The organism is Dulcicalothrix desertica PCC 7102 (assembly GCF_003991905.1).
GTDB classification, from domain to species: Bacteria; Cyanobacteriota; Cyanobacteriia; order Cyanobacteriales; family Nostocaceae; genus Dulcicalothrix; species Dulcicalothrix desertica.
In genome coordinates, this window is the sequence record NZ_RSCL01000005.1 from 271,072 (window position 1) to 296,204 (window position 25,133).

The following is a 25,133-nucleotide window of genomic DNA, read 5'->3' on the forward strand; positions in this document are numbered from 1 at the left end:
GGTTTGCGTTAACCAGTAGTACTCGTGCAGGCGCCATTTCTAAAATCAGGATTAACCGTAACCAGTAGTACTATTCAATCAGGATTCTATTTGTTTAAATATATACTCATTTTTTAAATAAAAATCCGACTTTGGCTCAATATAAGTACTGAATTTCAAGGATTAAATAATTAAATTATACTAATTTAAGCATTAAGTTACTTAAAGTCAGGCAATTTAGTACTACTGGTTTGCATCAACCAGTAGTACTATACACCTCTGTGTACTCTGTGCCTAATAAGGTAAATATACTTACATGGCTACACAGGCAGGATGCCTGTGCTACAAGATGTTAAATTGGTAATATTCTAAAAGTTAGAATTACAATTTTTATCTTGACAAATTAAAAAAAATATACAGGTTTGCAGAAAATACAGAAAATCAAATTTGAATGATTAAAAATGGTATTTGATATTAGGGATTAGGCATCGGTAAGACAAATATTAACATCAAAAGCAAATTATAATCCAAAAGGAAAACTTGTGTCTAAATTAGAATTACATCCTTATCTCTCTCGTTTGAGTAATGAAGCACTCAAAGAATTTACCGAGTGGTGCGTGCTAGAACAAGCAGCAGAAGCAGGGTTTGAATTGATAACTGATAATAGTAAGTTAGTTGGTCTTGAAGCGCCATATTATATAGAAGAACTTGTAGACCAGTTTATTCAAGCGACAAGAAATACTATTGAAGGGGGTATGGCAGCTCTTGCAGCAGGTACACAAGCAGATAGTCACGGACTACAAGGAATACCAATAGTTGTTGATTTTATTTCGCTTTATATTAAATATTTAGTTCCCAAAGGTCCAAAAAATCTTCTAACTGTCGATGAAAAATTAGCCCAAGCTGAACAACAACAGTTTGATAAGTTAGGTGAAATCGCCAAGAAGTACAATATTTCCCTGTAAAATACCAGTTTAGGCGCCCGAAAACTCATCGACAGGCGCCGTAAATACAATAAAACAGTGTAATATTGTAAAATATAATAACTTCTTATCTGGTGTCTACCTAGCATACAAAACACACGACATCGTGATAGCATTCCCTGACATATTATTGGGGAATGGGATGCAATGGCTACAGTATGGTTAATTAGACACGGAGAAAGCGAAGCAAATTCCGGATTACCTACCGACGACCAGGTTAATATCAAGTTAACCGAAAAAGGACATCAGCAAGCGAGACAAATTGCTGTGTACATAGAGCAGCAACCCTCATTAATCGTTACTTCGCCATTTCTGCGAACTAAACAAACCGCTCAACCGAGTATCGAACGCTTTGCCTCAACTCCACATATCGAGTGGCAAGTGCAAGAATTTAATTATTTAGCGACCGCACGACGCAAAAATACCACTCTCGCTCAACGAATTCCAATGGCTGACGAATACTGGCAACGATATGACCCTTTTTACGTTGACGGTGACGGCGCAGAGTCATTTGCCGAAATGGTGAGTCGTGTAAATAACTTAAAGAAGCAAATTCAAAATCTTGATGAAGGGTTTGTAGTTGTATTTACTCACGGAATGTTTATGCGAGCTTTTTTATGGTCGCTGTTATTCAATGATATTGAAGCTAGTGTCGAGGGTATGCAACAAGTTAGAATTTTACTCGATTTATTCAAAATTCCTAATGGTGCGATTTTAAAATTATTTAACCGTAATCAGGAAATTTGGATGAATGGCGTACAAACTTCGCATCTGGTAAATTTAACTGCTTTAAGTAATGTAGATTAAGTTGATGTTAAATATGTTAGCAATAATTGGTTGCGGAAACCTAAACCGCAGTGATGACGGTGTTGGTGTAATAGTTGCCCAACGCTTGCAACAGTATTTAATTCAAAACCCTAATTCTAACGTGCGTGCTTACGATTGTGGTACTGGTGGAATTGAGGTGATGTTTCTTGCCCGTGGCTGTACTCAATTGATAATTATTGATGCTAGTTCAATTAAAGACCAACCAGGCGCCGTATATAAAGTTCCTGGAGAAGAATTAGCAGCAGTACCAAATCGTGGCTATAGTTTGCATGATTTTCGTTGGGATAACGCTATTGCATCTGGGCGCCAAATTTTTCAAGATAGCTTTCCACAAGATGTAACTGTATACTTAATCGAAGCAGCATCGCTTAATTTTGGGTGGGAGTTAAGTCCAGCAGTACAACGAGCAGCAGATTTTGTGTTTGAGGAGATAGTTAAAAGTTTGTAGCCCCACCCTTTCTTCGCGTTTATGCACCTTCTTTATATTCTCTATAAACTCCTAATTCATCAACACGCATTTCAAAAGGTAGTCCTTGACCTTCAGGTGGACAAACACGGATTTTTGCACTAGTTACCACTTGTTTGAGTAATTTGGCCATTGGTACCATTTTTCGTAAAACCTGCCAATTAGTAATTTGGTCAGGACACTCAACAACTAAAGTTAAAACACCCGAAATTGTAGTTACATACCATCTACATGCTGATAACAAATCTATGATGGTTCGGTCGCAACCATTATAGAAATATTTACCTATAGAATGCTCTAATTGCTGACGTAAAATAATATCTGCTGAGGTGAGTTGAACTGGATGCGAATCGTCGTGGTTAAAAAAGTTTCTTGCCATTGTACTTACTTTTAAGGTTTGATATTCGTCTAAATACACCCTTTGATTTTTTTTAAATGAAAATATTTAGTTTTAATTTCAGCAAAAAATGCTTCAATTGCTTTACACATGAAATAAGATTCTATTCATTTATAGCAGCGCTCACTCCATATATTTTGTTCAAGATAATCAAATAAACTAACAAAATATTTACAAAATATATATTCGTTTTGCGTAGGTAGATTACCTTATTTCATAAATAGCTGTTAAATATTCATGCACTTACTATTTCAATACAGCTAGACAATATAATAAAGGCAACTAATCAAAAAAAAGAATCCAATGATACTATTACATAGTTAAAAAAGATTCTTTTTGATTTGAGACATAGATATATGTTTTACTACTAGAGAATTATTTGCAGGTATATAGATAATCATTGCTTGCAAATACATTACCTGCGTGTTCAATCTTCATATAAGCTTTATATTGGTTTATATCTTTAATCTCTGTCTATCGATAGATTTAGAGACATTCAAAGAAAGATATTATGGTTAGTAGTAGTAAAAACTTTAAACAAGTTACCCCCTTTAGTGAATACGGAGGGGTGAAAATTAATTAAGAATATTTTTCATCTATTTTCCAAATAAAAACTCCTATTGAGTAAATCGCAAAGCTTTATAAGCATTATTACTGTCTTGGTTTCGAGCATTCGCATCTGCACCCGTATCAATTAATTCTTTGTAATCCAATACAACCATTTTGACCTGGCTTGTTTAAGTCAAGGTTATCGAATTCTTTAGTTATCAACCAATATTCTGTTGTTTCGGTTAATTTGTACAAAATGCATGTAGCTCCATGCATTTTTACCTAGTTGTTGATGTCTTTTTACTTACCAATACAAAATATGTAGAGGGACAAGGCGCCTCTACATAATTCGATACACAGTGTTTTAGATTTTAGGTTTTAGAATTAGTTGTCAGTAGTGATTAATTCAAACATTAGACAGTTTGTGCAACTGCGGATGTAGGAGGTGTGGTACCTGCTTGCTCTGCAAATAGTTCGCGTGCGGTTTTTTCTGGTTTTGGCGCCCCATAATAACCAGCTTCGCATTCGAGTTCGTCAACTAAGTCCCAAGCCTCGATAGCTCTTTTGGAGTCTGCACCATAGTTAGCGGTAATTGAGCGCGCGTCGGAGACTGCTTTGTGCAGTTCTTTTTGTAAGAATATCAATTTTGGTTTTTCGACGAAGTTACCTTTGGTAAGAATATCGGTGACAGAGATAATACCAAGAAGTGTACCTTGAATAACAGGAGCGCGTCGTATTCCTGTATTCGCAAACAATCGAGCAACATACTCCAGGTCAAGGTCAGGATTGACGATGACACAAGGTTTGGTCATGATGTCATAAATATGAGTTCTTTGAGGGTCTTTGCCATGAGCAACAACTTTATATGCGATGTCTGTTTCGGTTACAATACCGTAAGCATCACCATCATGACGAGGTTCTACAATCAAAGCGCGTAACCCTTTTAATCGCATTAATTGCACAGCTTCTGCAACGTTAACAGAACCACGAATGGTTGCTACATCTTGGGTCATAATATGTTTAGCTCGCATAAAACATGCTCCTTAAATTACGGTTAGTAAGCAAGTAAATGAGTAAAAGTTTTGAACAGAATCAAACTACTATTTTACAAAGGCTTAAATTGGTGTAACGCCTATAAATACTGACTTTCACAGGAGGAGATTTACGCAATATATATCTTAAGCTTCCCGATAGTTATGGATTTTGACTCCCTATTTATCAGATATATAGAGTGGCTTGAACCTGTCAACATTTAGTCAACACTGATATTTTTGTTTCAGCTTTTTAGCTCCAACCTTGCTCACCTTTTTATCCTATCATCATTTTTTTTTTGAATTATAAATAATTTCTGAATATTCGCCTGCTATCACATTTCTTTTTTTGGAGTCTATTTTTTAAGAAAATATTACTAATTTAGTAAATAATTATTAATACTTGCCCTAAATAAATATTGTATATTTAGCAAACAGAAACCGGGTTTCTTATTGATATCTTGTAATAGAAATCAAGATTTTGCGTAGAAACGCGGTTTCTAGGGTGAAATTAAAAATGTGGATTATACCATTTTTGTCAAAATAGTAATACTGTTCTACTGATAGTATTTATTTTTTAAAAAATTATTCCTTTGGGTACATTTATCAAAAACGGTAGCTAATTACTCTACAAATAGTTACCTGTTTACATCCTCAATGGTGAAAGTCAACGGAATTAAACCACAGCTTCAAACTTGTTGTGTTGCGAAAGCTAGACGCTTCAAGGTTTTTATTGATTACAAATTTCAAGCAACTACCTGGACTCACACGAGGGTTTAATGCCGTAAGGTATGTTCCAGTATCGCTTAAAGTCCACCTTTTTTAATGAGTAACCTGAGAATGAGTAACGTCCAAGCAACAGTTGCAGCTTCTGAAAACACCTTTCACGTAGAAGGGTACGAAAAAATCGAATTTACCTTCAATATTCTAGATGGGGTATTCGATATTGCAAATCCAGAACTAGCAGACAAGTATAGAAGTTTCGGTCGTTGTTTGGCAGTTGTTGACCATAATGTTAATCGACTTTATGGTAGTCGTATTAAAGAATACTTTCAACACTATGACATCGACTTGACCATCTTTCCAATTTGGATAGAGGAAACCACCAAAAACATGGAGTCGTTTGAGAAAATCACTGATGCATTTTGTGATTTTGGCTTAGTTCGCAAAGAACCCGTGCTAGTAATTGGTGGTGGTTTAGTGCAAGATGTAGCGGGATTTGCGTGCGCTTCTTACCGTCGCAGCTCTAATTACATCCGTATTCCTACTACGCTAATTGGTTTAATTGATGCAGGTATTGCGATTAAAGTCGCAGTTAATCATGGAAAATTAAAGAATCGTTTAGGCGCCTATCATGCACCAAAACAGATTTTCTTAGATTTCTCGTTTCTAGCTACGCTTCCTACCGCACAAGTTCGTAATGGAATGGCGGAGCTAGTCAAAATAGCGGTTGTCTCTAACTTAGAAGTATTCGAGTTATTGGAGAACTGGGGCGAAGATTTACTATCAACACACTTCGGATATGTAAACGGTTCCAAAGAATTGCTAGAGGTTGCCCGTAAGGTTAATTACGAGTCGATTAAAACAATGTTGGAATTAGAGGCGCCTAATCTCCACGAAATTATGCTCGACCGTATAATTGCATACGGGCACACATGGAGTCCAACATTCGAGTTGGTGCCATCAGTTCCTTTACTGCACGGTCATGCAGTCAATATTGATATGGCACTTTCTGCCACCATTGCCGAGCGTCGTGGATACATTACTAGCTCAGAGCGCGACCGTATTCTCGGATTAATGAGTCGAATAGGTCTTGCACTCGACCACCCTTTACTCGATATTGAATTGCTTTGGCAGGCAACCCAGTCTATTACTTTAACTCGTGATGGTTTATTGCGCGCTGCGATGCCAAGACCAATTGGTAGCTGTTATTTTATGAATGACCTTGGTCGTGATGAACTAGAAGAAGCACTTGCAGAACACAGACGTTTATGTGCTGACTATCCGCGTGCAGGTGCAGGTGTAGACCAATATATTGACTGTGCCGAAAATAGTAACCTTACAACCGAACCCGCATTAGTTGGCAACAGATGATGAACGGATGTAACGGATAATTTATTTGTTCTATGAAACAACTTATCCGTTACATCTGTTGTATCCGTTGCAAGAGTTGATTTGTAATCGGCAAACTATCCACTACCATAGATAGGCACAGCAGTATCATGTAATAAATTGAGTATGTAAAAAGATTATGCGCTGTTGTTTGATTATTGGGGTTTTCTAATACAGCCCAAGCTTTCTGGAGAAAAATTGCTCCCAAGATAAAAGCGGCACACATATAAAAGGCGCCTGTAATTTGTAATGGGTCATACATTAAAAATGTACTGAGAATTAATAAGACTGTGTATGTAAATATTTGGCGCCCGGTTTCAATATTTCCAGAGACAGCAGGAAGCATCGGTATACCAACTTTGGCGTAGTCGTCGCGCAGTGTTAATGCGAGTGCCCAAAAATGTGGTGGTGTCCACAAAAACAAAATTAAAAATATCCACCATGCTGTTGAGCTTATTGTTCCTGTAACTGCTGCCCAACCAACTAAAGCACTCATTCCACCAGCGGCGCCGCCAATTACAATGTTTAATGGAGTATGACGCTTGAGAAAATGCGTGTAAACCACCACATAAAATACAATACCCAGCATTGCCAGCAGCGCACTAAATAAATTTACAAATGCTGCAAGTAAATAAAAAGAAGCGGCAGCAAGTACAATTCCAAAAATTAACGCATGAATTGGTTCTATTTTCCCCGATGGTATCGGTCGATGCCGTGTGCGTTCCATCGAATAATCAATATCGCGGTCATAAATACAATTTAGCGTTTGCGCGCTAGCAGATGCTAATGTACTACCAGTTAGCGTCCACAGTAACAACATGGGGTCAACTTTACCACTACTTGCAATCCACATACTCGCCGCCGTTACCACTAATAACAATGGAATGATACGTGGTTGTGTTAGCTCGTAATAGTGAGCGATAACTGACAGGATATTTCCATGCTCGCGCGCAATACTTATGCGTACCATTTACTGATTCCTCATATACAAACAGTCATTTCTCATAATTCTTATATTTATTAATACTTCCTTTTTCTGGTAGTTCTATTAAAGTTACCTAACAATTTAATAAAGTGGAATCTATGCTTGTGTATAAATACCTAAATACTTAAGAATAGCTTTGTTTCTAATGCATTCAAAATTTTTCATATACAGTAAGGGTTTGAGGCATGATCTGTACATTAAATAAATACAGTTGATACAGTTTTTTTATATATTCTATAACCAAGCTAAATAGTTATTTATTACTTTACTCATTTATCTTAAGTACGCTTACCAAAATTGTTATGCTGAATGCTGCACTCAGAATGAAACATAGCTTAATATAGGCTTAACTTGTAACAATGTTAATATAATTAATTTTTTCAAAAGTCAAATTCGCTACAAAATTAAAATTTTATAAAAATGTTAGCGTTTAATTAAATAAAACTTATGTTATTATAGTTATTAGTTATAGATAAATAAGAAGAAACCCGGTTTCTATGGCAAAAAAAAGCCATAGCTTGATTAAGCTATGACTATAAAAAATAAGCCAACGTAAGAACACAATCAAAAACACAAAATAAAAATATCAGTGATTACACTAATAACTTAAACAAGGTAAGGTTCTTGATGGGTTTTGATAGTGCAGTTAGAACGAGGATAGGTAACACAAAGAAGTGCGAAACCTTTAGACATTTGCTCGTCGTCCAGGAAAATTTGGTCAGACTGGTCTACTTCACCTTCAACTATTTTGCCCACGCAGCTAGAGCAAGAACCAGAGTGACATGAAAAAGGTAATTCGATACCAGCTTCTTCGGCGCCATCGAGGATGGTAGTATCTTCATCAACTTCGATAACTGTGTCGAGTTCTTCTTTTTTGTTGATTAATCTAACTTGATAGGTAGCCATTTCACGTTTTCCTTAAAGTAAAAAAAGTTGACAAGTTATATCCGTGCATTGATTGACTAATAGCTATTTTTGAATCAGCTACTAGCAATCGATGCGGGATGGTTTATGTACAAGGTGTTCCCTTGGGAGTGCAATCACCTGCGCTGAATGATTTACCGCAGCTGCAAGTATTTGTGGCATTTGGATTTGTAAATTTGAAACCGCTCTCAATCACGCCTTCAACAAAATCGATTACCATCCCTTCTAATAACGGTGCGCTTTTGGCATCAAGGTAAATAAGCACATTACCTTGCAATAGAACGACATCATCGGGTTTGGGTGACGAAGTGACTTCCATTCCGTATTCGTAACCATTACAACCACCGTCTTTTGCTGAGACGCGGATACCTTTGTTTGTAGGCGCCTTACTATCTGGTGTCGAACCAAGCAAAAACGTGCGTAAACGTGATTCTGCTTTTTCTGTTAAGGTAACTGCCATCAATCCTCCTAGTTGTCTAGACTTATTTACAATTGCTGGTAGTTTCTACTTGTTTAGAACAAGAGTAGCGCCACGGTGCATTATTTCCGCATACTGGACATTCACGGTCGCGATACGAACGTCGTTTGGCAAACTCCATTCGGTGTAGGTCTATTGTCAACAGTTGGGATAGCAAAGGTTGACTAAACCCTGTAATTAATTTCACCGCTTCCAGTGCAGTTAAACATGCGAGTGTTCCCGAAACGGCGCCGAGAACTGAAAACGCGCGCTTATCCCAAACAGGTTTTTCAGGGAACAAACACGATAAACAAGGGGTCACACCAGGAATAATGGTAGTTAAATAAGCCTCCATTCCATCCATTGCCGCTTCAACCATTGGCTTACGCCAGCGCACGCACGCTTCGTTGAGCAAATCGCGTTCTGCAAAGTTGTGCGCGCAGTCGAGTGCCATATCAGCAGATTGCACCAAAGAGTCCACGTTGTCTTTTGTGATGTAATCGAAGACCGCTTCTATTTGCACATCAGGGTTGATAGCTTGGAGCGTTTCCTTCGCTTTGAGTACTCTTGGCTTGTTGACCCAATCATCCGTCATTAAAACTTGACGGTTCATATCATCAAGCCGCAAGTCACCACCTCGAACTAAAATCAGCTTTCCAACGCCTGCAACAGCCAGATATAATGCTGCTGTACCGCCTAGTCCTCCCACACCCGTAACTAGTACTGTGGCTGACTTGAGGCGCTTCTGTGCCATTTCGCCAAAGTTAGGAAGCATCATTTGGCGCCGATAACGTTCCAATTCGGTAGGCGTTAGGTCAATCACTTTGTACCTCCTAATCAGACGTGATTTCTGTCAGCGTGACTACATTTTTAGGCTTCTGATTAAACACTTTGAACAGCTTTTGTTCTTGAGGTGTCGAGTCAAGGAAAACCTCATAAGCTTTATTTAATGCAGCGCTATATAAATCGAGTTTTTCTGCAAAGCTCAAACTCGGATTTTGTTCGTCTATTTCTTTAATGTATAAAGAAAACTTTTTCAGAATATGTAAACGGTTAACATTTACAAGTTTTGCGTCGTAGGGAAGCTCAAAAAACTTAAAATATTCTTCCGCGTCAGAAATTTTTTTAAAGGTTTCAAAATCTTTACTCATTATCCCTTCTCCATCTGTTTTAGTTGTTGCTTCATTTCATCTAATTTGCGAAAAATCTTATATGTTTCTGCTGCAACATCCATAAGTTGCTGGTAATTTGTCGGCAAACCCTCAGCTAAGTCATGTAAATCCATTTTCATTTGACCAGCTTTACTATTTAGGCGCCTAATTTGTGTCTTTAATTCTTCTACATCTACACTAGCTTGAGTCATTCACACCTCCCTACTCAGCACTCAGCACTCAGCACTTTCTACTCTTAAAGCTTTGCGACTTCTGCGAATTGCTTGGCTATATCTACGGCTTTTGTAACTAGCTTCTCACCTTCTTCGGCGGTTTTGTCTAGAGAATCAAAACCAAAGCGATGAGCGTCGCGCATTGTTTTACGAATTAGAATGAGATGACCTGCAAAAACTAATATCCAGCCAAAACCTTCATGATTTATATCTACGACGACTTGCGATAAAAATCCTGTTTCTTTTTCAATACAGGCAGCAGCCGCACGGTAGAATGCATTAATCCGACTAATCGTCATCGGGTCAACATCACCATCAACAGGTATCTCGCGCTTTTTCGGTTTACTAACTATATAAGGTTTTAGCAGTAATTCATCTGACCAACTACGGTAAACACCATAGGTATCTTGACCGCGAATTTGTTGGGCAATAGCTTGTAGAAATGGTGAGCTTTTAACTTCAAAGGTACTATCTGGTTTAACGCTATTTGTATCGCTCATACTACTGTTTCCTCTTCTAAGTCATCCTCAAAGCTAGTTGGTTTTTGCTGTAATGCTTTGCGTAACCAAGGTGGTGGACTGCCTTTGAGAGTTACTACTAATTTATCTAATACGTCACGGATTTTATCGTCATCTGATTTGGCTTTAACTGGTGTGACACCGTTTTTAATCAATTTTGCTGCGGCAGTTCCACCAATAGCAGAAACATATACAATGGTGCAATCGTATAGTGCTTCGAGTTTTGGTGTAACTTTATCTTCGTTGCCGTCTTGTTTGAGGTCTCCTTCAAATTTCAGTGTTTCGATAAATTCATATCCATTATCTGAAATTTCGTAGACATCTATTTGTTTTGCCCATCCAAAGTGAGCATTAATATGTACGTTGTCACTTGTTGTAAAAGCAATCTTCACTGGCAACCTCATCATAACAATTACATTTCGTAGCTTAATTCTCTGGCTTTTCTTTCTTCTGTTTCTAGCAAGATGTTACCAATGTCGAATAAAATGTCCATTGTGCCTTTGTAACCAATTTTTGTAACTTGACCGTTGCCTAGACGGTCATAAATTGGAATACCTTGACGATATAATGGAATTCCTAAACGTCTAGCAACATTTCCTGCATGAGAGTTACCAATTAATAAATCGGAACCTGCTGCTAGTTGTTCAAAGTCTTCATAATCTCCAATAACTACTTTTTCAATTGGTAAGTTCTCTAAAAGTGGAGAACGTGTTGTAGTTACTGCTGCTTGAATTTCTGCCCCCATTGATTGTAAGAACAAAACTGTTGACCACAACAAATCTGGCTCTAATGCTAAAGATATACGTTTGCGTCCAAAATAAAAGTGCGTGTCTAACATCGCATCTTGTAATTGGCGCCGTTGCCATCTAAATTTATCTGGTACACTAAGTCCACTTAAGTCAGATAGTGCCTGCATAAATTCATCGACAGGTTGCAAACCAGTTAATTCGGTAAAAACTTCATATGGGATTTGAAAACGTTCTTCTAATATAGATGCTGCGGTGCGAACACTTTCACCTAATGCCAAAGTAAAAGCAGAACTTCCAATTTTTCGCAGTTCTTCTACAGTTGTACCACCAACGGTAATTGGACTCCAAGAATCAGCTAAATGTCCATCCATCGAAGCTGATAAGTCGGGTACAACAATAGGTATTAATCCAAACTCAGTAACAATATCTTTAACTTGTTGAATATCACCGGGTGTAAACGCCGAACTCGCTAAAATATTAACTTGTTGTGGTATTGTTCTTCCTGGTTGTGGTAATTCACGAACAATCGCTTCTACTGCTGCTGCAAAACCATCTTGTAAGGCGCCTTTAAAATCTGGCGAAGACACTAATACAATAGGTAAATCATTCAATTCAGGATGACGCTTACGAAAATCTTTGAGGATACCTTGCATATCATCCCCACGCGTTTCTGTAAGTGCAGTAGTACACAACCCAATAATTTCGGGTTGAGACTTTTGCATCAACGTCAAAATTGCCTGGGTAATATTTTCTTCACCACCAAGAATAGTAGTTACTTCAGTCATCGCAGTAGTCGCAAGCGGTATTGCCTCACGAAAGTGTCGCACCATAATAACTTTCGCAAACGCAGTACACCCTTGGGAACCATGTAAAAGTGGTATCATCCCCTTAAGTCCTAAAAAAGCCATCGCTGCACCTAACGTCTGACTTTGTTTAAGAGGATTAACAACAACGGGTTTATTTGGATTTGATACTATCGCCATAAATTAAATTAGGAGTGATGAGTGCTGGTTAGGAGTTAGGAGTTAGGAGTTAGGAGTTAGGAGTGATGAGTGAAGAGTTAGGAGTGCTGAGTGCTGAGTGCTGAGTACAATTTTTTAAGAAGGAAAGCGTTAAATATACTTTTATTAATACTCAGCACTCAGCACTTTCTACTCAGCACTTTTATACAAGGACTTCTTCTGACAAATCAAATACATCGAAATCAATCGAATCAGAAAGAATTTCATTTTCCATATCCCAAGGCGCCGGTTTACGTATTTGTTCCCATACAGGACTGTGCAACGCTTCATCTAATTCGCGCGCCATTTCTACCATTCCACTGTAGCCAGCATAAGTATGATGGCGTTCTTGGTTGATATCTAAGAAGGGTATTCGAGCTTTGAGCGCGGTATATTGGTTGCGACCTCCCGCAATCAACATTTCGGCATTTGTATCTCTAATAACTCGCAGAATTTCTTGGGGATTACCTTTTTCTAGAGTAATACCATCTGTTCCTAATAACTGTTTAATACGAGCTTTGTCTTCTTCTGTACTCTTTTTAGTACTAGTTGCTACAACGTCCATTCCCAAATCTTGAGCGGCTGAGATAATAGACCAACTTTTTACGCCCCCAGTATATATAACCACACGTCTACCTTTGAGGCGAGCGCGATAAGGCGCCAGTTCAACATTAAGTCTTGCAGTTTCTTCGGCAATTAATTGTTCTGCACGTTCTTGTAATTTGGGGTCTCCCAATTTAGCTGCGATATTCCGTAAACAACGGTTCATATCCTCAACACCGTAGAATGACTCTTCGATGTAACTCACACCGTAACGTTCTTCCATCTTACGTGCCATGTTGATTAATGCTTTCGAGCAAATCATTACATTTAACTTGGCACGGTGAGCGTAACAAATTTCTTGATAGCGTGCGTCACCTGTAATTTTTGATAAAACGCGAACACCTAATTTTTTAAGCAGTGGTAAAATGTTCCACATCTCACCAGCGATATTATATTCACCAATGATGTTAATATCATATGGAGTCGTATATTCAGGTTCCGCAGTACCAACAACGTATTCGAGTAAAGCTTCACCACCAATACGATTACCAAGGTTTTTACTGCCTACGAAGCCCGCAGCATTAACTGGAATAATGGGTATGTTAATTTTCTTTGCTGCCGCTTGACACACCGCATCCATATCTTCGCCGATGAGCGCTGTGACACAGGTCGAATATACGAATATTGCTGCGGGGTTGTAGCGACTATGAATATCCAAGATAGCTTTATAGAGCTTTTTTTCGGCGCCGAATATGACATCATTTTCACTTAAATCGGTTGTAAAGCCCATTTTATAAAGTGTTGGGCCAGATGATAAACTGCCACGACTGCCCCAAGAATTACCAGCACAAGCAATGGGTCCATGAACTAAATGAGCAGCATCGGTAATAGGTACAAGAGCAATCATGGCGCCATCAAAAGCACAACCACCTTGCGCGGCGCCGGGTTGAGCTTGTTGACTACAAGCCTTTTTCTTCTCTCCAATTTTTTGGTTATGCTCGCAACCTGGTTCACTCAAAAGTTCGTTAATTTTTGCTTGAGTAATTTTCATAATCTTGATGAGATAGGATAATTTGTATATGTAGGTTGGGTGGAGGCTTTGCGTAACCCAACATAAATAAAAAATACTTAAAAGAAAAAAGGTAAAGGAAAGTAATTGGTTAACAGTAATTGGTAAGTGGTAATAGGTAAGAGAGTGAATATTCTGTGATTTACCTATTACCGATTACCCATTACGTTCCTACCTCAAACCTTTTCCTTTGCCTTATTCGGCACGCTGCATTTGAACTAATTCTTAACGAATTAAGTCGAAGGAGATATCTGTTACACCAGTAATATTGCTATTACGATCCATTTCATCGAGGAGAGTATTAACAACCCAGTTGAGGAGGTTTAAGCCACCTTGGTAGCCAAGGGTTGCATAACGGTGTAAGTGGTGACGGTCAAACAAAGGATAACCAATGCGAACCATAGGAATTTTGGTGTCACGCCACAAGTACTTACCGTAGGAGTTACCAACGAAGAAGTCAACAGGCTCGGTGAACAACAGTGAACTAATGCGCTTGTTATCAGGTAATATTGGAATATTCTCTTCAGGTCTAATATATGGATGTTTGGGCTTATGCGCGGGTATCGACAGACGAACAAGCCGAAGATGAAGGCGCCTTAATAAAGCAGATGCGTCGATTGCGTACTGCTGGCGCCACCAAAATATATTACGATGTTGAAAGTCGTACCAGCGATAAACGCAAAGGACTTACCCAGTTAATCGAAGACATTAATGCATTAGTACCAGGAAAAGTCTCAAAACTATTATTTATTAGAATAGACCGATTAACATCCTCATCAATGACCTTTTATCGTTTAATGGATGCCCTAAAAAAGAAAGGTATACAGCCAACAGCGATAGATGAACCATTTGATATATCAAGCATAGGCGGAGAATTAACAATAGATGTACGACTAGCAGCAAGTAAATATGAGGTAAAAATGTTAGGTATGCGAGTAAAAAAAGAACGAGATACCCGCAAAGCAAATAAAAAGCCTCATTGGAACACTCCACTAGGATATGCAATAGAAAACGACAAATATATAATAGATAATCAACTTTGTGTTTGTTTAATCGAGACAAAGCAAGAATTAACAAGAGCGCAACTAATGCGATTAGTATTCGACACATTTTTAGAAGTAGGCACAGTATCACAAACCGTTAGAAAATTGCACGATACATTTGGCATTCAAGCCAACGCCACACCAAAAGGCAGCAACAGTCAAATTAATTTATTAAACGAAGAAGACGAAATAGTATTTGAAAATATCAACAAAACTCGTAGTACTAGCTTACGCTATCCCCACACAGGATTAAAATGGTCAGTTTCTGGTTTACGTTCCATACTAGTAAACCCCATTTATGCAGGAGGAACACCATACAACACAATAGTTCATCCCAAAGGACATCGTAAACCCTTTGATGAATGGGAAATAACATGGGAAACTCACACCGATGAAGCAATTATTACCCGTGAAGAACACGAACAAATCAAAGCCATAATACGCGGCAACCGTAACAACCGTTGGGCAAACGAGCAAAAATACACAAACCCATTCGCCAACTTAGTAAAATGCGCCCATTGTGGCGCCGCATATAGTCGTCAGTGTAAAAAATTAGTCAAGAAAAAGAACTTTGTCAGACACCACTACCAATGCAGCTTTTATAGAACAGGCGCCTGTACCAACGGACGCATGATATCCTCAGACGAACTAGAAAAACAAGTTATAAACTACATAATTGGTGAAGCCGAACGACTCGCCACCATAGTCGAACAAGAAGTAACAGCAACAGGAGAATCTCCACAAGTAAAAACACTTAGAGCATCATTAACCACCCTCGAAGCACTACCATCCAACCCAGCAATAGAAACAGCCAAACAAGACATAAGAATGCAGATAGCAGAAGCAATTGCAACCACAAACAACAATTCTAAACAATATCTAATAGCCAAAGAACGAGTAACACGTGCCTTTGCCAACCCAAGATACTGGGAAGGACTAGAAACAGAAGACAAAAGAACCCTACTACAAGGCTGTGTAAAAAAAATAATCGTAGATGGTAGCCTAGTCACAACAGTTGAACTACTCCACCTACATTAAATCATCTTCTCTTGTGCAACAGGCATCCCTGCCTGTCACATATATTAAGAGGGCGGGCAAGGATGCCCACCCCACAAGAAAATTTTAGCTTATCAACAAAAATCATCTAGCATATATATATAGTCAAAACAATTCAAAACTGTCATTCTGAACGTAAAAACTGTCATTCTGAACGTAGTGAAGAATCTCCAAGATAATCAGCTTAACGAAATGTAGCTCAATATGACAGAAATCTATATTTTACCTGTTCGCAGTAGAAGCCATTAGTACATAAATATTATAAAACCCTACGTATTTTTGGTCTTAAACTTGGTATCATGCGCGGATGGGTAGGTGTGGAAAAAGAGACTTTGACGAAAATGGCTGTATCCAAGTCCCCACAAGCATTTGCGGACTCGTTAGATAAAAACCATCCGCGCACCTTACCCAGAGAGGCTTTCAGCGATTTTGACCTTGCACAACCACCATTTCTCATGCTACAATTGACCCATCCGCGCAACCGAACCATGAAAACTAAATATATCAAGGCTTTCAGGCGCCCGCTATTACAATTTCTCTTACTCCCTAATAGGGATTGAAACTTATTTACAGATATTGACGGAACACTCACAGGTACGATTACAATTTCTCTTACTCCCTAATAGGGATTGAAACAACAACGCAATAAAGCTTTGAGAATCATTGACACCCTCAATATTACAATTTCTCTTACTCCCTAATAGGGATTGAAACCTGCTATCTCTTTAACTTGCTTGTAATACTCAGCATTACAATTTCTCTTACTCCCTAATAGGGATTGAAACCTCTCTACATTGATGAGAGAAACACATTCTCAATCAAAATTACAATTTCTCTTACTCCCTAATAGGGATTGAAACTACTTTTCAAGAGGAATTAAAAACCGAAGCTGACAAAATTACAATTTCTCTTACTCCCTAATAGGGATTGAAACTTATGCTGATGGCTCCAATTTCTTTGATTCATTCAATTACAATTTCTCTTACTCCCTAATAGGGATTGAAACCTGAGCTAGGCAAAAGCATCCTTAAAAATACCGAATTACAATTTCTCTTACTCCCTAATAGGGATTGAAACGCTCAACTAGATCAAGCGCAAGTAACGACAGCAATTACAATTTCTCTTACTCCCTAATAGGGATTGAAACATCTGCAAAACCCGTGCCGCCATTCGCTTGAGGCATTACAATTTCTCTTACTCCCTAATAGGGATTGAAACTTTAACAGGACGCTTACGGATAAACTTATTAGAATTACAATTTCTCTTACTCCCTAATAGGGATTGAAACGTATTTGCAAATGCCTAAAGCACCATTCGATTAAATTACAATTTCTCTTACTCCCTAATAGGGATTGAAACATCTATGGTACAGAGGTATGTATAGATGTCGGTATTACAATTTCTCTTACTCCCTAATAGGGATTGAAACCTCGGTGATTCGATAGGAACACTTTGTAAGCATCTCTCTAAAATTACAATTTCTCTTACTCCCTAATAGGGATTGAAACATTACAAATGTCAATACCAAATACTTAATAAACGAATTACAATTTCTCTTACTCCCTAATAGGGATTGAAACATCGTCCTTCGATGCCTAAATTAATTAACCATGATTACAATTTCTCTTACTCCCTAATAGGGATTGAAACTTTGAAGTCGATAGCGGCGACGCAACGCTTAAAATATTACAATTTCTCTTACTCCCTAATAGGGATTGAAACTTTCTGAGATATCTTTTTTATCTTTAGTATCTTCATTACAATTTCTCTTACTCCCTAATAGGGATTGAAACTAATTAACTTATCCATAGACATAAGCCCTAAGCGATTACAATTTCTCTTACTCCCTAATAGGGATTGAAACATGCTCCCGCCAATTTTCGACCCAATCTGAAACATTACAATTTCTCTTACTCCCTAATAGGGATTGAAACTAATGACTCCATATTTAAGCTTTGTATTGACAAAAATTACAATTTCTCTTACTCCCTAATAGGGATTGAAACCTTTTCCTTGACGTTTGCAGAGTTGATTAAACGTATTACAATTTCTCTTACTCCCTAATAGGGATTGAAACGATTATAGTAGGGCTAGCTTTAATATCTAGTGCGGATTACAATTTCTCTTACTCCCTAATAGGGATTGAAACCCCATATTTCCTCTAATCCGGTACGAGTGAGAATAATTACAATTTCTCTTACTCCCTAATAGGGATTGAAACAAATGTTTCTACCTTAACCGTGCCTTCATTATAGATTACAATTTCTCTTACTCCCTAATAGGGATTGAAACGAGCCATTTGATGGCGTAACCAGAAAAAAAATAACATTACAATTTCTCTTACTCCCTAATAGGGATTGAAACCCGAAAGTTGAAAATAGCTCTAATGTTGAGGTCGCATTACAATTTCTCTTACTCCCTAATAGGGATTGAAACCGTGAACCAGGAACACTGCTGCATTCCTCTCGGTATTACAATTTCTCTTACTCCCTAATAGGGATTGAAACTTTAGTACATGCATCTCCAAGCTGTAAAAACTTTTCATTACAATTTCTCTTACTCCCTAATAGGGATTGAAACGTATTTCTATATATTACTACATTTTAGTTTTAGAATTACAATTTCTCTTACTCCCTAATAGGGATTGAAACCTTTAGTTAGCCGCCCATCTCCACAGCCAATATCATTACAATTTCTCTTACTCCCTAATAGGGATTGAAACAGAGAGAGATTCTTTAAAATCTTTATAAGTCTTATTAATTACAATTTCTCTTACTCCCTAATAGGGATTGAAACTTCAGGCAATCGCCAACATGGACACCTCCAGCTATTACAATTTCTCTTACTCCCTAATAGGGATTGAGACTTCAGAAAATATACGGTAACAAAAATGAGATTTTTTTAGTCTTCTTGAAGAGGACTTTTGCTATTAGCATAGGGGTTTGCAACACGCATAGCGGCTAAGAACGCAGCGAATCATTTACAATTACTGAGTATTATTAACTTAGAGAGAATCCTTGGTACAAGATATAAATATAGGAGGTATCAGAAAAAATTAAATTTTTGGATTTGGAACGGGCAAGGATGCCCATTTCACTTTTATAGAGAATTTAAGCTTTGAACTTCTTGGACTGTTAATGAAAGAATTTGTGCAACTTGTTCGATGCTCATTCCTGTTTGTAGGAGCTGAGATGCTGCGTTTAATCTTGCCTCTCGTTCAGCATCTGCACGTTGCTGTTCAGCATCTGCGCGTTGTTGTTCGGCATCTGCGCGTTGTTGTTCACGTTGGTATAATTCGTCGAGTTCTACGGGAGTTACGAACTTGCGACCGTCTGGACGGTAAATTTCTAGTGTTGTTGGCGCCAATACAAATTTGATTTGCAAACGTGGACTGACCCAATTGTTTATATTCTTAATGGGTTTGAGAATTTTATTTGAACGTAACCAACCTTTTAAAATATTTTTATCTGGGTCATATATATAGTATTCTTCGGCGCCGTATTTTTGGTAAAAGTCGAACTTGTCGTCCATTTCTTTCTTTCTGTTGCCGGGTGACAAGATTTCAAATATTACCTGTGGTGCTATATTACCTTCATGCGCTTGCACATACGAACCCCTATGACCTTTAGGTCTACCGAATACCACTATTGTATCTGGGGCGTATTTTGTATCAGTATCACCTGCAATTGGATACCAAAATAGGTCTCCAGCTACAAATACATCTGGGTTTGAGGCAAAAAGCATCTCTAAACCTTCTTTAATGATTACAATCCAAATAAACTGTAATGTATTTTGCGCCATCGGTTCACCGTCGGTTTCTGGGTAAATAACCAAGTCATCGGCGGCATCAAATTCTGTAACTTGTCGTACCATGTTGCAGCACCTCTAAGCTAAGTGAGGTAATTACCCTCAGTTTAATTCGTAGATGTGGTAGATTTCCACCGCTTTAATAAGTTATAGAGTACTATAAGCAGCTTAAGTACTAGTAAATCGCCTGTGACACATTTTCAACTGTACATACTTTAAATGTCATAGTACGTTCAGATTTCGTTGGTCTCTGTGTTGTCTAAATTGTAGTGTTGGTAAAGAGATGTTATTTTTTCACGTACAAGCGCGCGCACGTTTTCCGGCGCCATAATTACGCAGTCTGGGGTGTATTGCATAACTTCGCGAATAAACCAAAAGGTGAAAGATACCTGCCTAACTACTTGTCGCACGCGCGGTTTATCCTGTAGCCATTGATTTATTTTGTCTTCGGGTTTTGCTTGGTAGGCAAATGCTAAACCTCCAAATAAATGCATTTCTACTTCAATTTCTGCTAAACTTGGGTGCCATTCACCAGAAACTGACATTACTGCTGCGTCTTGAATGCGGTCTAAACGCAAACACCAATTGTGCCTTAATTCCTCAATATCTTGATTTCCTTCTGTCTCTTCGCACCAACAATCAAGGTATTGACGCTTTTCGTGTGGTGTAACTCTGGCGTGACGCACTGTAAAATTCCATACACGTTGTGCTGCATCTTGATAAGAAATTTGAAATGGCTGCTTTTGTTTTATATAGCGGTCAACTGCTAAACGCCATTCTGGTAAGGGATTTCCTAAAATGGCTTTTATATCATTTCGTAACGGTGTTGATAGCTCACTCCGCTCTAAAAGTAACTTTGCGACTTCCTGCGCTTGCTCGTTTTGCCCAATATCTGTCAGTGCGCGCATAGCTCTATCTAATGCTCGAATGCGCGACTCTGACCAATCATTATTATTGCCGAGTAAAAGCTGGCGCCGTGCTATTGCTTCAACTAACCTAGATACATTGGGACGCTCACCCCATGTCATCCCAAATTCAAGCGCTAAATTCTCTAACTCGGCTTTATCACGCTCTGATATTGATAAAGTTATTGATTGACCTTTTCGACTCATATTTATACGGACACTTTTATACGGATATATCTTGCCAATAACTATTTTGAATGCCAAGATATAAAACAACAAGGAGTTACGGACACTATTTAAGGATATATCCAATTATAAAATTTTGCTTAAGTTGGAACTGACGACGTAGTTACATGGATACGCAAAAGCTATGAATAAAAACAGACATTATTAATTTTGAGAATATTGTATGCGTTAGCATAAGCATAAAGCATTGCTGCTGAAATCAAAAGTTATGCATATGGAAACACTCACAATCGAAAAGCTCAGAGAATTATCAGGGCAACTACCTGATAAAATCAGCTATTTAAAAATGTTGGTTCTATTTGGCTCTAGAGCTACCGGTAATACTCATAAAAACAGTGACTGGGATTTTGCTGTGCTTTGTGATGAAGAAGAGCGTAATGCACATGCAAAAAATAATGCTTGGAACTTCTTTGAGCTACCTATGCTAATAGGTAAAGTTTTTGGCATAAACCCTGATAACATAGATATTGTAGAGCTTAATCATTGTTCATGGTTAATTGCACACTTTGTGGCTCGTGATGGCATCTTGATTTTTGAAAAAGACCACAACGGCTTTGAATATTTTCGTCTCACATCACTCAAACCGGAGTCAGAACTCAAAAAATATCGCCAAGACCAATATAAACTTATTGACATGAACTTGAAAAGGTTGAAAACATGAGTCAAATAGATACTGAAGTTGTTATTGCGAGATTAAGATTAATCTCAAAATACCTTGAAACTTTAAATGAGTTTAGTGCTTTAAGTCTCGATGAATTTTTAACTGATTTTAAACAGCAATTAATTGTTGAAAGACTTCTACAGTTAATGATTCAAGCTGCTATAGATATTAACGACCATATTTTATCGAAACTCAAGCCTGGAAATACTACTACTAACTTTGAGGCGTTTATAGAACTAGGTAAATATGGTATTATTAATCCTCAACTAGCCAAACAACTGGCGCCATCAGCAAGCCTTAGAAATCGCCTCGTTCACGAATATGGTGATATTGACCCAAATCAAGTTTTTACAGCAATTACTTTTGCTCTCCAGCAATATCCACTTTATGCAGAACAAATGAGAGCTTATTTAATGTCTTTGGAAGAATAGATTGCTTGTTACACAAGTAGTCTGTGTCATAAAATTTGGAGTGTTGATATTCTCTTACTCTCCTCTCTCCGTGTACAGACGCGATTAATCGCGTCTGTACGTGTCTTTGTGGTAAGAAAATCCATATGACTGCACAGGCGCTTAAGCCTATGCTACAGCAAAGGCGCCATGCTCTAAATTACCATGAAAACTTGACTTTTAAATACACGGACAAAATATAAGGACACCTCTTGCCAATAACTATATTGAGTAGTAGAATGTAAAACAACAAGCAATTACGGACACTATTTAAAGATATGTCCAATTACGAAATTTCGCTTAAGTCGGTTTACTCTCGAACGGCGCCAACGCCTGAAGGGTTGAAAGTTCCAAGTATTTTCTCGCTTCATTGGCATCAAGTCGAGACTTATAAAGCGCTGTGCGACCCAGATATAGAGGTTATCATCAATACGGCGCTCACTGGTGATGGTAAGAGTTTGGCGGCTTTTTTAGCTGCAATGACAAATCGTACTTACACTTTGTCCATGTATCCGACAAATGAACTCGCACGCGACCAGTTAAAACAAGTGCAGGGTTATAAGGACAAGTTTAAGCCAAAGTATGACCCGCAAATTCAACGGTTGACAGCAGCAATTTTGGAAGAGTATGTAAATACGGGCAAATTACCGTCTAAACTTGAGGCACTAGAAAATGTTTCTAGCCAGTTTGAGATTTTACTAACAAACCCCGACCTTTTCCACTACATTCACAATTTTTATTATTTGCGAGGAAAGATTGACAACCCTGATAGATTATTTCGTCGCATCGATGAAAAATATAAGTTGTTCGTTTACGATGAATTCCATATATTTTCATCGCCACAAGTTGCAAGTGTTATTAATACAATAGTATTGATGAAGCATACCGCAAACAACAAGCGTAAATTTCTCTTTTTGTCTGCAACTCCAAATGAGTTATTAAAGGGTTTTTTGGAGAATGCTGGAATCAATTATAAAATTATTAATCCAGTTGAAGCAGGCGCCTATAAGTTTGAGTCTAATGGTAATAATGAAGGTTGGCGCCAGATTAGTCAACCAATAAATCTAAGTTTCCCTCAAGGGCTAGAACCTAACCTGCGTTCTAGCTCTACTTGGATAGAAGAAAATGCTGAAACGGTTATTTTAAAGTTTTTTCAAGATAACCCAAATAGTAAAGGCGCCATTATCCTTAATTCTATTGCCTCAGTCAAAAAACTATTGCCCAAATTTAAGGCACTGTTTGAACCACGATGGCAAGTACGAGAAAATACAGGTTTAACAGGAGAAACAGAAAAATCTAACTCTGTTGCAGAAGCTGATTTATTACTTGGCACTTCGACTATAGATGTTGGTGTTGACTTTCAGATTAACTTCTTGGTTTTTGAAGCTTCGGATGCTGGTAATTTTATTCAGCGCTTTGGTAGACTTGGTAGACACCCAGGTTTTACAATATATCAAGCTTATGCTTTAATACCAAATTTCTTAGTTGCAAGGCTATTTGAAGATAAATCACATCTTTTACAAGGGGGTGAAACATATGACAGAATAACTTTCACCCATGCAATTCGCTCTGCTTGGATATTTAAGAATCAGTTTACACGCTATCCACAACGGTGGGGTGGTTTACAATCATATTACATATATAATACACTGAAGAGTAATTCCCATATCAAAGAGAAGTACTTAGATATTGATAAAAAGTTTGGTACTAGCATCCAAAGAGGTTTAGGAATCAAACTGGAACACATGAAAGCTCAATACTATCGTTGTAAAAGCGAAACAAAGGAAAAAATCATTAATGAAGCAAGGAGTTTTCGCGGTAGCAGTCAGTTAGATTGTGCAATTTACGATTTAACAAACAATCACGAACCCGAAGCTGAGAGGTTTAAAATGTATAACCTTCCTGGAATTCTTAGTAACTTTGTTTTTGAATTGTGGGACGAGAACAGCTTTATACAAAAAGCGAAAAATGTAGGGATAAGTACCAAGCGGTTTGATAAAGCTTTGTGCTATTTAAAATTAAGAGACTTTCGTGAAGTTCGGGAAGACTGGTATTTTTACTACCCAGGCAATATTCGCGAGTTTGCGGCAACTGCCAAAGTTCAGCTACTCAAAAATTTAGAAATTTGTCAACCACATGGTTCTGGTATCCAGAAAATAAGCGATGCAGTTAGTCGAAGAAATCTTGTTTGCTACGTTTGCGACCGAGACAGAAATTTTCTGCGCGCAACTCTTGGACTGCCTATGCACTTACAAGTTTATCCTCTCACCAATGAACCTGAAGACCGTAAACCTTCGTACTCAATAGCGTTTGGGCAAGATGCGCTTTTACTCGAAACGGTTACTTGGCACTTGAAACCTAAAGACGATGAGGGATGGATATGTTAACAATGATATGAGGCAAAGGACGGGCAGGGATGCCCATTCCACAATTGCCCATTCCACAATTGCCCATTCCACAATTGCCCATTCCACAATTGCCCATACTACAAGAGTTATATAAGAAGTACATTCAAACAGGAGAGAAATTAATGGATGGTAATCAAAATTTGCTTTCTCGCATTTCTGTTGACCCTAATATATGTTCGGGTAAACCTTGCATAAAGGGACATCGCATTTGGGTATCTTTAATTTTAGGCTATTTGGCTGGTGGTACATCAATAGAGGAAGTTCTGGAAGCATACCCAAGTATTGAACGTGAGGATATACTTGCTTGTATTGCGTATGGTGCTGAATAAACAAATGCCTAATAATAATGATTTACTTTCTCGCATTTCTGTTGACCCTAATATATGTTCGGGTAAACCTTGCATAAAGGGACACCGTATTTGGGTATCTTTAATTTTAGGCTATTTAGCTGGTGGTGAAAGTATTGAAACGATTTTAGAAGAATACCCAGGTGTAGAGAAAGAGGATATTCTTGCCTGCATAACTTATGGCGCCGAAATGTCAAGAAATTGATTTGTATAAATTCCGCTTGAGATGCATAAGG

General features: G+C 38.0%; 25 protein-coding genes and 1 CRISPR repeat array. Of the genes, 10 read left to right on the forward strand and 15 right to left on the reverse strand.

All coding sequences use genetic code 11. The features are described from left to right. Positions 1 to 521 precede the first annotated feature (521 nt). The 3 genes from DSM106972_RS12590 to DSM106972_RS12600 all read left to right on the forward strand — a co-directional run bounded on the left by DSM106972_RS12590 (position 522) and on the right by DSM106972_RS12600 (position 2,238). Positions 522 to 944, forward strand: a complete 423-nt coding sequence (locus DSM106972_RS12590) for a hypothetical protein (protein WP_127081031.1) — start codon at positions 522 to 524, stop codon at positions 942 to 944. A gap of 165 nt (positions 945 to 1,109) precedes the next feature. Continuing rightward, positions 1,110 to 1,769, forward strand: coding sequence for a histidine phosphatase family protein (locus tag DSM106972_RS12595; RefSeq protein ID WP_127081032.1), 660 nt, complete (start codon positions 1,110 to 1,112; stop codon positions 1,767 to 1,769). Positions 1,770 to 1,782: 13 nt separating this feature from the next. Then, on the forward strand, positions 1,783 to 2,238 hold the full coding sequence (locus DSM106972_RS12600; protein ID WP_127081033.1) for a hydrogenase maturation protease: 456 nt from the start codon (positions 1,783 to 1,785) through the stop codon (positions 2,236 to 2,238). A gap of 19 nt (positions 2,239 to 2,257) precedes the next feature. Here DSM106972_RS12600 and DSM106972_RS12605 read toward each other — a convergent pair whose 3' ends face one another. Then, on the reverse strand, positions 2,258 to 2,635 hold the full coding sequence (locus tag DSM106972_RS12605; protein WP_073615925.1) for a hypothetical protein: 378 nt from the start codon (positions 2,633 to 2,635) through the stop codon (positions 2,258 to 2,260). A 980-nt stretch (positions 2,636 to 3,615) separates the two neighbouring features. Further along, positions 3,616 to 4,233 carry a CBS domain-containing protein gene (locus DSM106972_RS12610; protein ID WP_186538334.1) on the reverse strand — a complete coding sequence of 206 codons (618 nt, stop codon included), beginning with the start codon at positions 4,231 to 4,233 and terminating at the stop codon, positions 3,616 to 3,618. An 840-nt stretch (positions 4,234 to 5,073) separates the two neighbouring features. Between DSM106972_RS12610 and DSM106972_RS12615 the strand changes: the two genes are divergently transcribed. Continuing rightward, on the forward strand, positions 5,074 to 6,327 hold the full coding sequence (locus DSM106972_RS12615; RefSeq protein ID WP_127081034.1) for a sedoheptulose 7-phosphate cyclase: 1,254 nt from the start codon (positions 5,074 to 5,076) through the stop codon (positions 6,325 to 6,327). Between the two features lie 49 nt (positions 6,328 to 6,376). Here DSM106972_RS12615 and DSM106972_RS12620 read toward each other — a convergent pair whose 3' ends face one another. The 11 genes from DSM106972_RS12620 to DSM106972_RS12670 all read right to left on the reverse strand — a co-directional run bounded on the left by DSM106972_RS12620 (position 6,377) and on the right by DSM106972_RS12670 (position 14,620). Next, positions 6,377 to 7,315 (reverse strand): heme o synthase, encoded by a 939-nt coding sequence (locus tag DSM106972_RS12620; RefSeq protein ID WP_127081035.1) that lies wholly within the window; start codon positions 7,313 to 7,315, stop codon positions 6,377 to 6,379. 621 nt (positions 7,316 to 7,936) lie between these two features. Further along, on the reverse strand, positions 7,937 to 8,236 hold the full coding sequence (locus DSM106972_RS12625) for a 2Fe-2S iron-sulfur cluster-binding protein (protein WP_019490231.1): 300 nt from the start codon (positions 8,234 to 8,236) through the stop codon (positions 7,937 to 7,939). A gap of 103 nt (positions 8,237 to 8,339) precedes the next feature. Then, positions 8,340 to 8,714 (reverse strand): HesB/IscA family protein, encoded by a 375-nt coding sequence (locus DSM106972_RS12630; protein ID WP_127081036.1) that lies wholly within the window; start codon positions 8,712 to 8,714, stop codon positions 8,340 to 8,342. 22 nt (positions 8,715 to 8,736) lie between these two features. Continuing rightward, complete coding sequence (locus DSM106972_RS12635; RefSeq protein WP_127081037.1) at positions 8,737 to 9,534, reverse strand: HesA/MoeB/ThiF family protein; 798 nt, start codon at positions 9,532 to 9,534, stop codon at positions 8,737 to 8,739. 10 nt (positions 9,535 to 9,544) lie between these two features. After that, positions 9,545 to 9,862, reverse strand: coding sequence for a nitrogenase-stabilizing/protective protein NifW (gene nifW, locus DSM106972_RS12640; RefSeq protein ID WP_127081038.1), 318 nt, complete (start codon positions 9,860 to 9,862; stop codon positions 9,545 to 9,547). Beyond that, the gene (locus DSM106972_RS12645; RefSeq protein WP_127081039.1) at positions 9,862 to 10,074 is read right to left on the reverse strand and encodes a CCE_0567 family metalloprotein; all 213 of its coding nucleotides are present in this window, start codon (positions 10,072 to 10,074) and stop codon (positions 9,862 to 9,864) included. Before DSM106972_RS12645 ends, nifW begins: the two co-directional genes overlap by 1 nt. A 44-nt stretch (positions 10,075 to 10,118) precedes the next feature. Further along, entirely contained in the window at positions 10,119 to 10,595 is a 477-nt protein-coding gene (locus tag DSM106972_RS12650) for a NifX-associated nitrogen fixation protein (protein ID WP_127081040.1), read from the reverse strand. Further along, complete coding sequence (nifX, locus tag DSM106972_RS12655) at positions 10,592 to 11,020, reverse strand: nitrogen fixation protein NifX (protein ID WP_186538332.1); 429 nt, start codon at positions 11,018 to 11,020, stop codon at positions 10,592 to 10,594. The genes DSM106972_RS12650 and nifX overlap by 4 nt, the downstream gene beginning before the upstream one ends. Before the next feature lie 5 nt (positions 11,021 to 11,025). Continuing rightward, positions 11,026 to 12,345, reverse strand: a complete 1,320-nt coding sequence (gene nifN / locus DSM106972_RS12660) for a nitrogenase iron-molybdenum cofactor biosynthesis protein NifN (protein ID WP_127081041.1) — start codon at positions 12,343 to 12,345, stop codon at positions 11,026 to 11,028. 181 nt (positions 12,346 to 12,526) lie between these two features. After that, positions 12,527 to 13,957 carry a nitrogenase iron-molybdenum cofactor biosynthesis protein NifE gene (gene nifE, locus DSM106972_RS12665; RefSeq protein ID WP_127081042.1) on the reverse strand — a complete coding sequence of 477 codons (1,431 nt, stop codon included), beginning with the start codon at positions 13,955 to 13,957 and terminating at the stop codon, positions 12,527 to 12,529. A 243-nt stretch (positions 13,958 to 14,200) separates the two neighbouring features. After that, positions 14,201 to 14,620: a nitrogenase component 1 gene (locus tag DSM106972_RS12670; protein ID WP_325052184.1), complete on the reverse strand. Its 420-nt coding sequence runs from the start codon at positions 14,618 to 14,620 to the stop codon at positions 14,201 to 14,203. Between DSM106972_RS12670 and xisF the strand changes: the two genes are divergently transcribed. Next, positions 14,512 to 16,056, forward strand: coding sequence for a fdxN element excision recombinase XisF (gene xisF, locus DSM106972_RS12675; RefSeq protein ID WP_127081043.1), 1,545 nt, complete (start codon positions 14,512 to 14,514; stop codon positions 16,054 to 16,056). The genes DSM106972_RS12670 and xisF overlap by 109 nt on opposite strands. 544 nt (positions 16,057 to 16,600) lie before the next feature. Then, positions 16,601 to 18,940: direct repeats of the CRISPR family, unit length 37 nt; unit sequence ATTACAATTTCTCTTACTCCCTAATAGGGATTGAAAC. Between the two features lie 233 nt (positions 18,941 to 19,173). On the opposite strand, the gene DSM106972_RS12680 is transcribed toward xisF, so the two are convergent. Together DSM106972_RS12680 and DSM106972_RS12685 are read right to left on the reverse strand one after the other, a co-directional pair. Continuing rightward, positions 19,174 to 19,947 (reverse strand): Uma2 family endonuclease, encoded by a 774-nt coding sequence (locus DSM106972_RS12680; RefSeq protein WP_127081044.1) that lies wholly within the window; start codon positions 19,945 to 19,947, stop codon positions 19,174 to 19,176. A gap of 167 nt (positions 19,948 to 20,114) precedes the next feature. Beyond that, positions 20,115 to 20,993 carry a helix-turn-helix transcriptional regulator gene (locus DSM106972_RS12685; RefSeq protein ID WP_127081045.1) on the reverse strand — a complete coding sequence of 293 codons (879 nt, stop codon included), beginning with the start codon at positions 20,991 to 20,993 and terminating at the stop codon, positions 20,115 to 20,117. A 253-nt stretch (positions 20,994 to 21,246) separates the two neighbouring features. Between DSM106972_RS12685 and mntA the strand changes: the two genes are divergently transcribed. The 5 genes from mntA to DSM106972_RS12710 all read left to right on the forward strand — a co-directional run bounded on the left by mntA (position 21,247) and on the right by DSM106972_RS12710 (position 25,102). Then, complete coding sequence (gene mntA, locus DSM106972_RS12690; protein WP_127081046.1) at positions 21,247 to 21,693, forward strand: type VII toxin-antitoxin system MntA family adenylyltransferase antitoxin; 447 nt, start codon at positions 21,247 to 21,249, stop codon at positions 21,691 to 21,693. After that, complete coding sequence (hepT, locus tag DSM106972_RS12695) at positions 21,690 to 22,124, forward strand: type VII toxin-antitoxin system HepT family RNase toxin (protein ID WP_127081047.1); 435 nt, start codon at positions 21,690 to 21,692, stop codon at positions 22,122 to 22,124. Before mntA ends, hepT begins: the two co-directional genes overlap by 4 nt. 296 nt (positions 22,125 to 22,420) lie before the next feature. Next, positions 22,421 to 24,529, forward strand: coding sequence for a type I-D CRISPR-associated helicase Cas3' (gene cas3, locus DSM106972_RS12700; protein WP_127081048.1), 2,109 nt, complete (start codon positions 22,421 to 22,423; stop codon positions 24,527 to 24,529). Positions 24,530 to 24,672: 143 nt separating this feature from the next. Then, positions 24,673 to 24,879, forward strand: a complete 207-nt coding sequence (locus DSM106972_RS12705; RefSeq protein WP_127081209.1) for a DUF433 domain-containing protein — start codon at positions 24,673 to 24,675, stop codon at positions 24,877 to 24,879. Positions 24,880 to 24,883: 4 nt separating this feature from the next. Beyond that, on the forward strand, positions 24,884 to 25,102 hold the full coding sequence (locus tag DSM106972_RS12710) for a DUF433 domain-containing protein (protein WP_127081049.1): 219 nt from the start codon (positions 24,884 to 24,886) through the stop codon (positions 25,100 to 25,102). Positions 25,103 to 25,133: the final 31 nt, after the last annotated feature.

What these genes read in the sequence shown, in the direction of transcription:
- xisF (WP_127081043.1), top strand. Translation starts at nt 14,512, where the DNA reads ATGGATGTTTGGGCTTATGCGCGGGTATCGACAGACGAACAAGCCGAA.
- DSM106972_RS12610 (WP_186538334.1), bottom strand. Translation starts at nt 4,233, where the DNA reads ATGCGAGCTAAACATATTATGACCCAAGATGTAGCAACCATTCGTGGT.
- DSM106972_RS12645 (WP_127081039.1), bottom strand. Translation starts at nt 10,074, where the DNA reads ATGACTCAAGCTAGTGTAGATGTAGAAGAATTAAAGACACAAATTAGG.
- DSM106972_RS12620 (WP_127081035.1), bottom strand. Translation starts at nt 7,315, where the DNA reads ATGGTACGCATAAGTATTGCGCGCGAGCATGGAAATATCCTGTCAGTT.
- DSM106972_RS12630 (WP_127081036.1), bottom strand. Translation starts at nt 8,714, where the DNA reads ATGGCAGTTACCTTAACAGAAAAAGCAGAATCACGTTTACGCACGTTT.
- DSM106972_RS12685 (WP_127081045.1), bottom strand. Translation starts at nt 20,993, where the DNA reads ATGAGTCGAAAAGGTCAATCAATAACTTTATCAATATCAGAGCGTGAT.
- mntA (WP_127081046.1), top strand. Translation starts at nt 21,247, where the DNA reads ATGGAAACACTCACAATCGAAAAGCTCAGAGAATTATCAGGGCAACTA.
- DSM106972_RS12650 (WP_127081040.1), bottom strand. Translation starts at nt 10,595, where the DNA reads ATGAGCGATACAAATAGCGTTAAACCAGATAGTACCTTTGAAGTTAAA.
- nifE (WP_127081042.1), bottom strand. Translation starts at nt 13,957, where the DNA reads ATGAAAATTACTCAAGCAAAAATTAACGAACTTTTGAGTGAACCAGGT.
- nifX (WP_186538332.1), bottom strand. Translation starts at nt 11,020, where the DNA reads ATGATGAGGTTGCCAGTGAAGATTGCTTTTACAACAAGTGACAACGTA.
- DSM106972_RS12605 (WP_073615925.1), bottom strand. Translation starts at nt 2,635, where the DNA reads ATGGCAAGAAACTTTTTTAACCACGACGATTCGCATCCAGTTCAACTC.
- DSM106972_RS12625 (WP_019490231.1), bottom strand. Translation starts at nt 8,236, where the DNA reads ATGGCTACCTATCAAGTTAGATTAATCAACAAAAAAGAAGAACTCGAC.
- DSM106972_RS12680 (WP_127081044.1), bottom strand. Translation starts at nt 19,947, where the DNA reads ATGGTACGACAAGTTACAGAATTTGATGCCGCCGATGACTTGGTTATT.
- DSM106972_RS12615 (WP_127081034.1), top strand. Translation starts at nt 5,074, where the DNA reads ATGAGTAACGTCCAAGCAACAGTTGCAGCTTCTGAAAACACCTTTCAC.
- DSM106972_RS12705 (WP_127081209.1), top strand. Translation starts at nt 24,673, where the DNA reads ATGGATGGTAATCAAAATTTGCTTTCTCGCATTTCTGTTGACCCTAAT.
- DSM106972_RS12595 (WP_127081032.1), top strand. Translation starts at nt 1,110, where the DNA reads ATGGCTACAGTATGGTTAATTAGACACGGAGAAAGCGAAGCAAATTCC.
- cas3 (WP_127081048.1), top strand. Translation starts at nt 22,421, where the DNA reads ATGTCCAATTACGAAATTTCGCTTAAGTCGGTTTACTCTCGAACGGCG.
- nifN (WP_127081041.1), bottom strand. Translation starts at nt 12,345, where the DNA reads ATGGCGATAGTATCAAATCCAAATAAACCCGTTGTTGTTAATCCTCTT.
- DSM106972_RS12600 (WP_127081033.1), top strand. Translation starts at nt 1,783, where the DNA reads ATGTTAGCAATAATTGGTTGCGGAAACCTAAACCGCAGTGATGACGGT.
- hepT (WP_127081047.1), top strand. Translation starts at nt 21,690, where the DNA reads ATGAGTCAAATAGATACTGAAGTTGTTATTGCGAGATTAAGATTAATC.
- nifW (WP_127081038.1), bottom strand. Translation starts at nt 9,862, where the DNA reads ATGAGTAAAGATTTTGAAACCTTTAAAAAAATTTCTGACGCGGAAGAA.
- DSM106972_RS12710 (WP_127081049.1), top strand. Translation starts at nt 24,884, where the DNA reads ATGCCTAATAATAATGATTTACTTTCTCGCATTTCTGTTGACCCTAAT.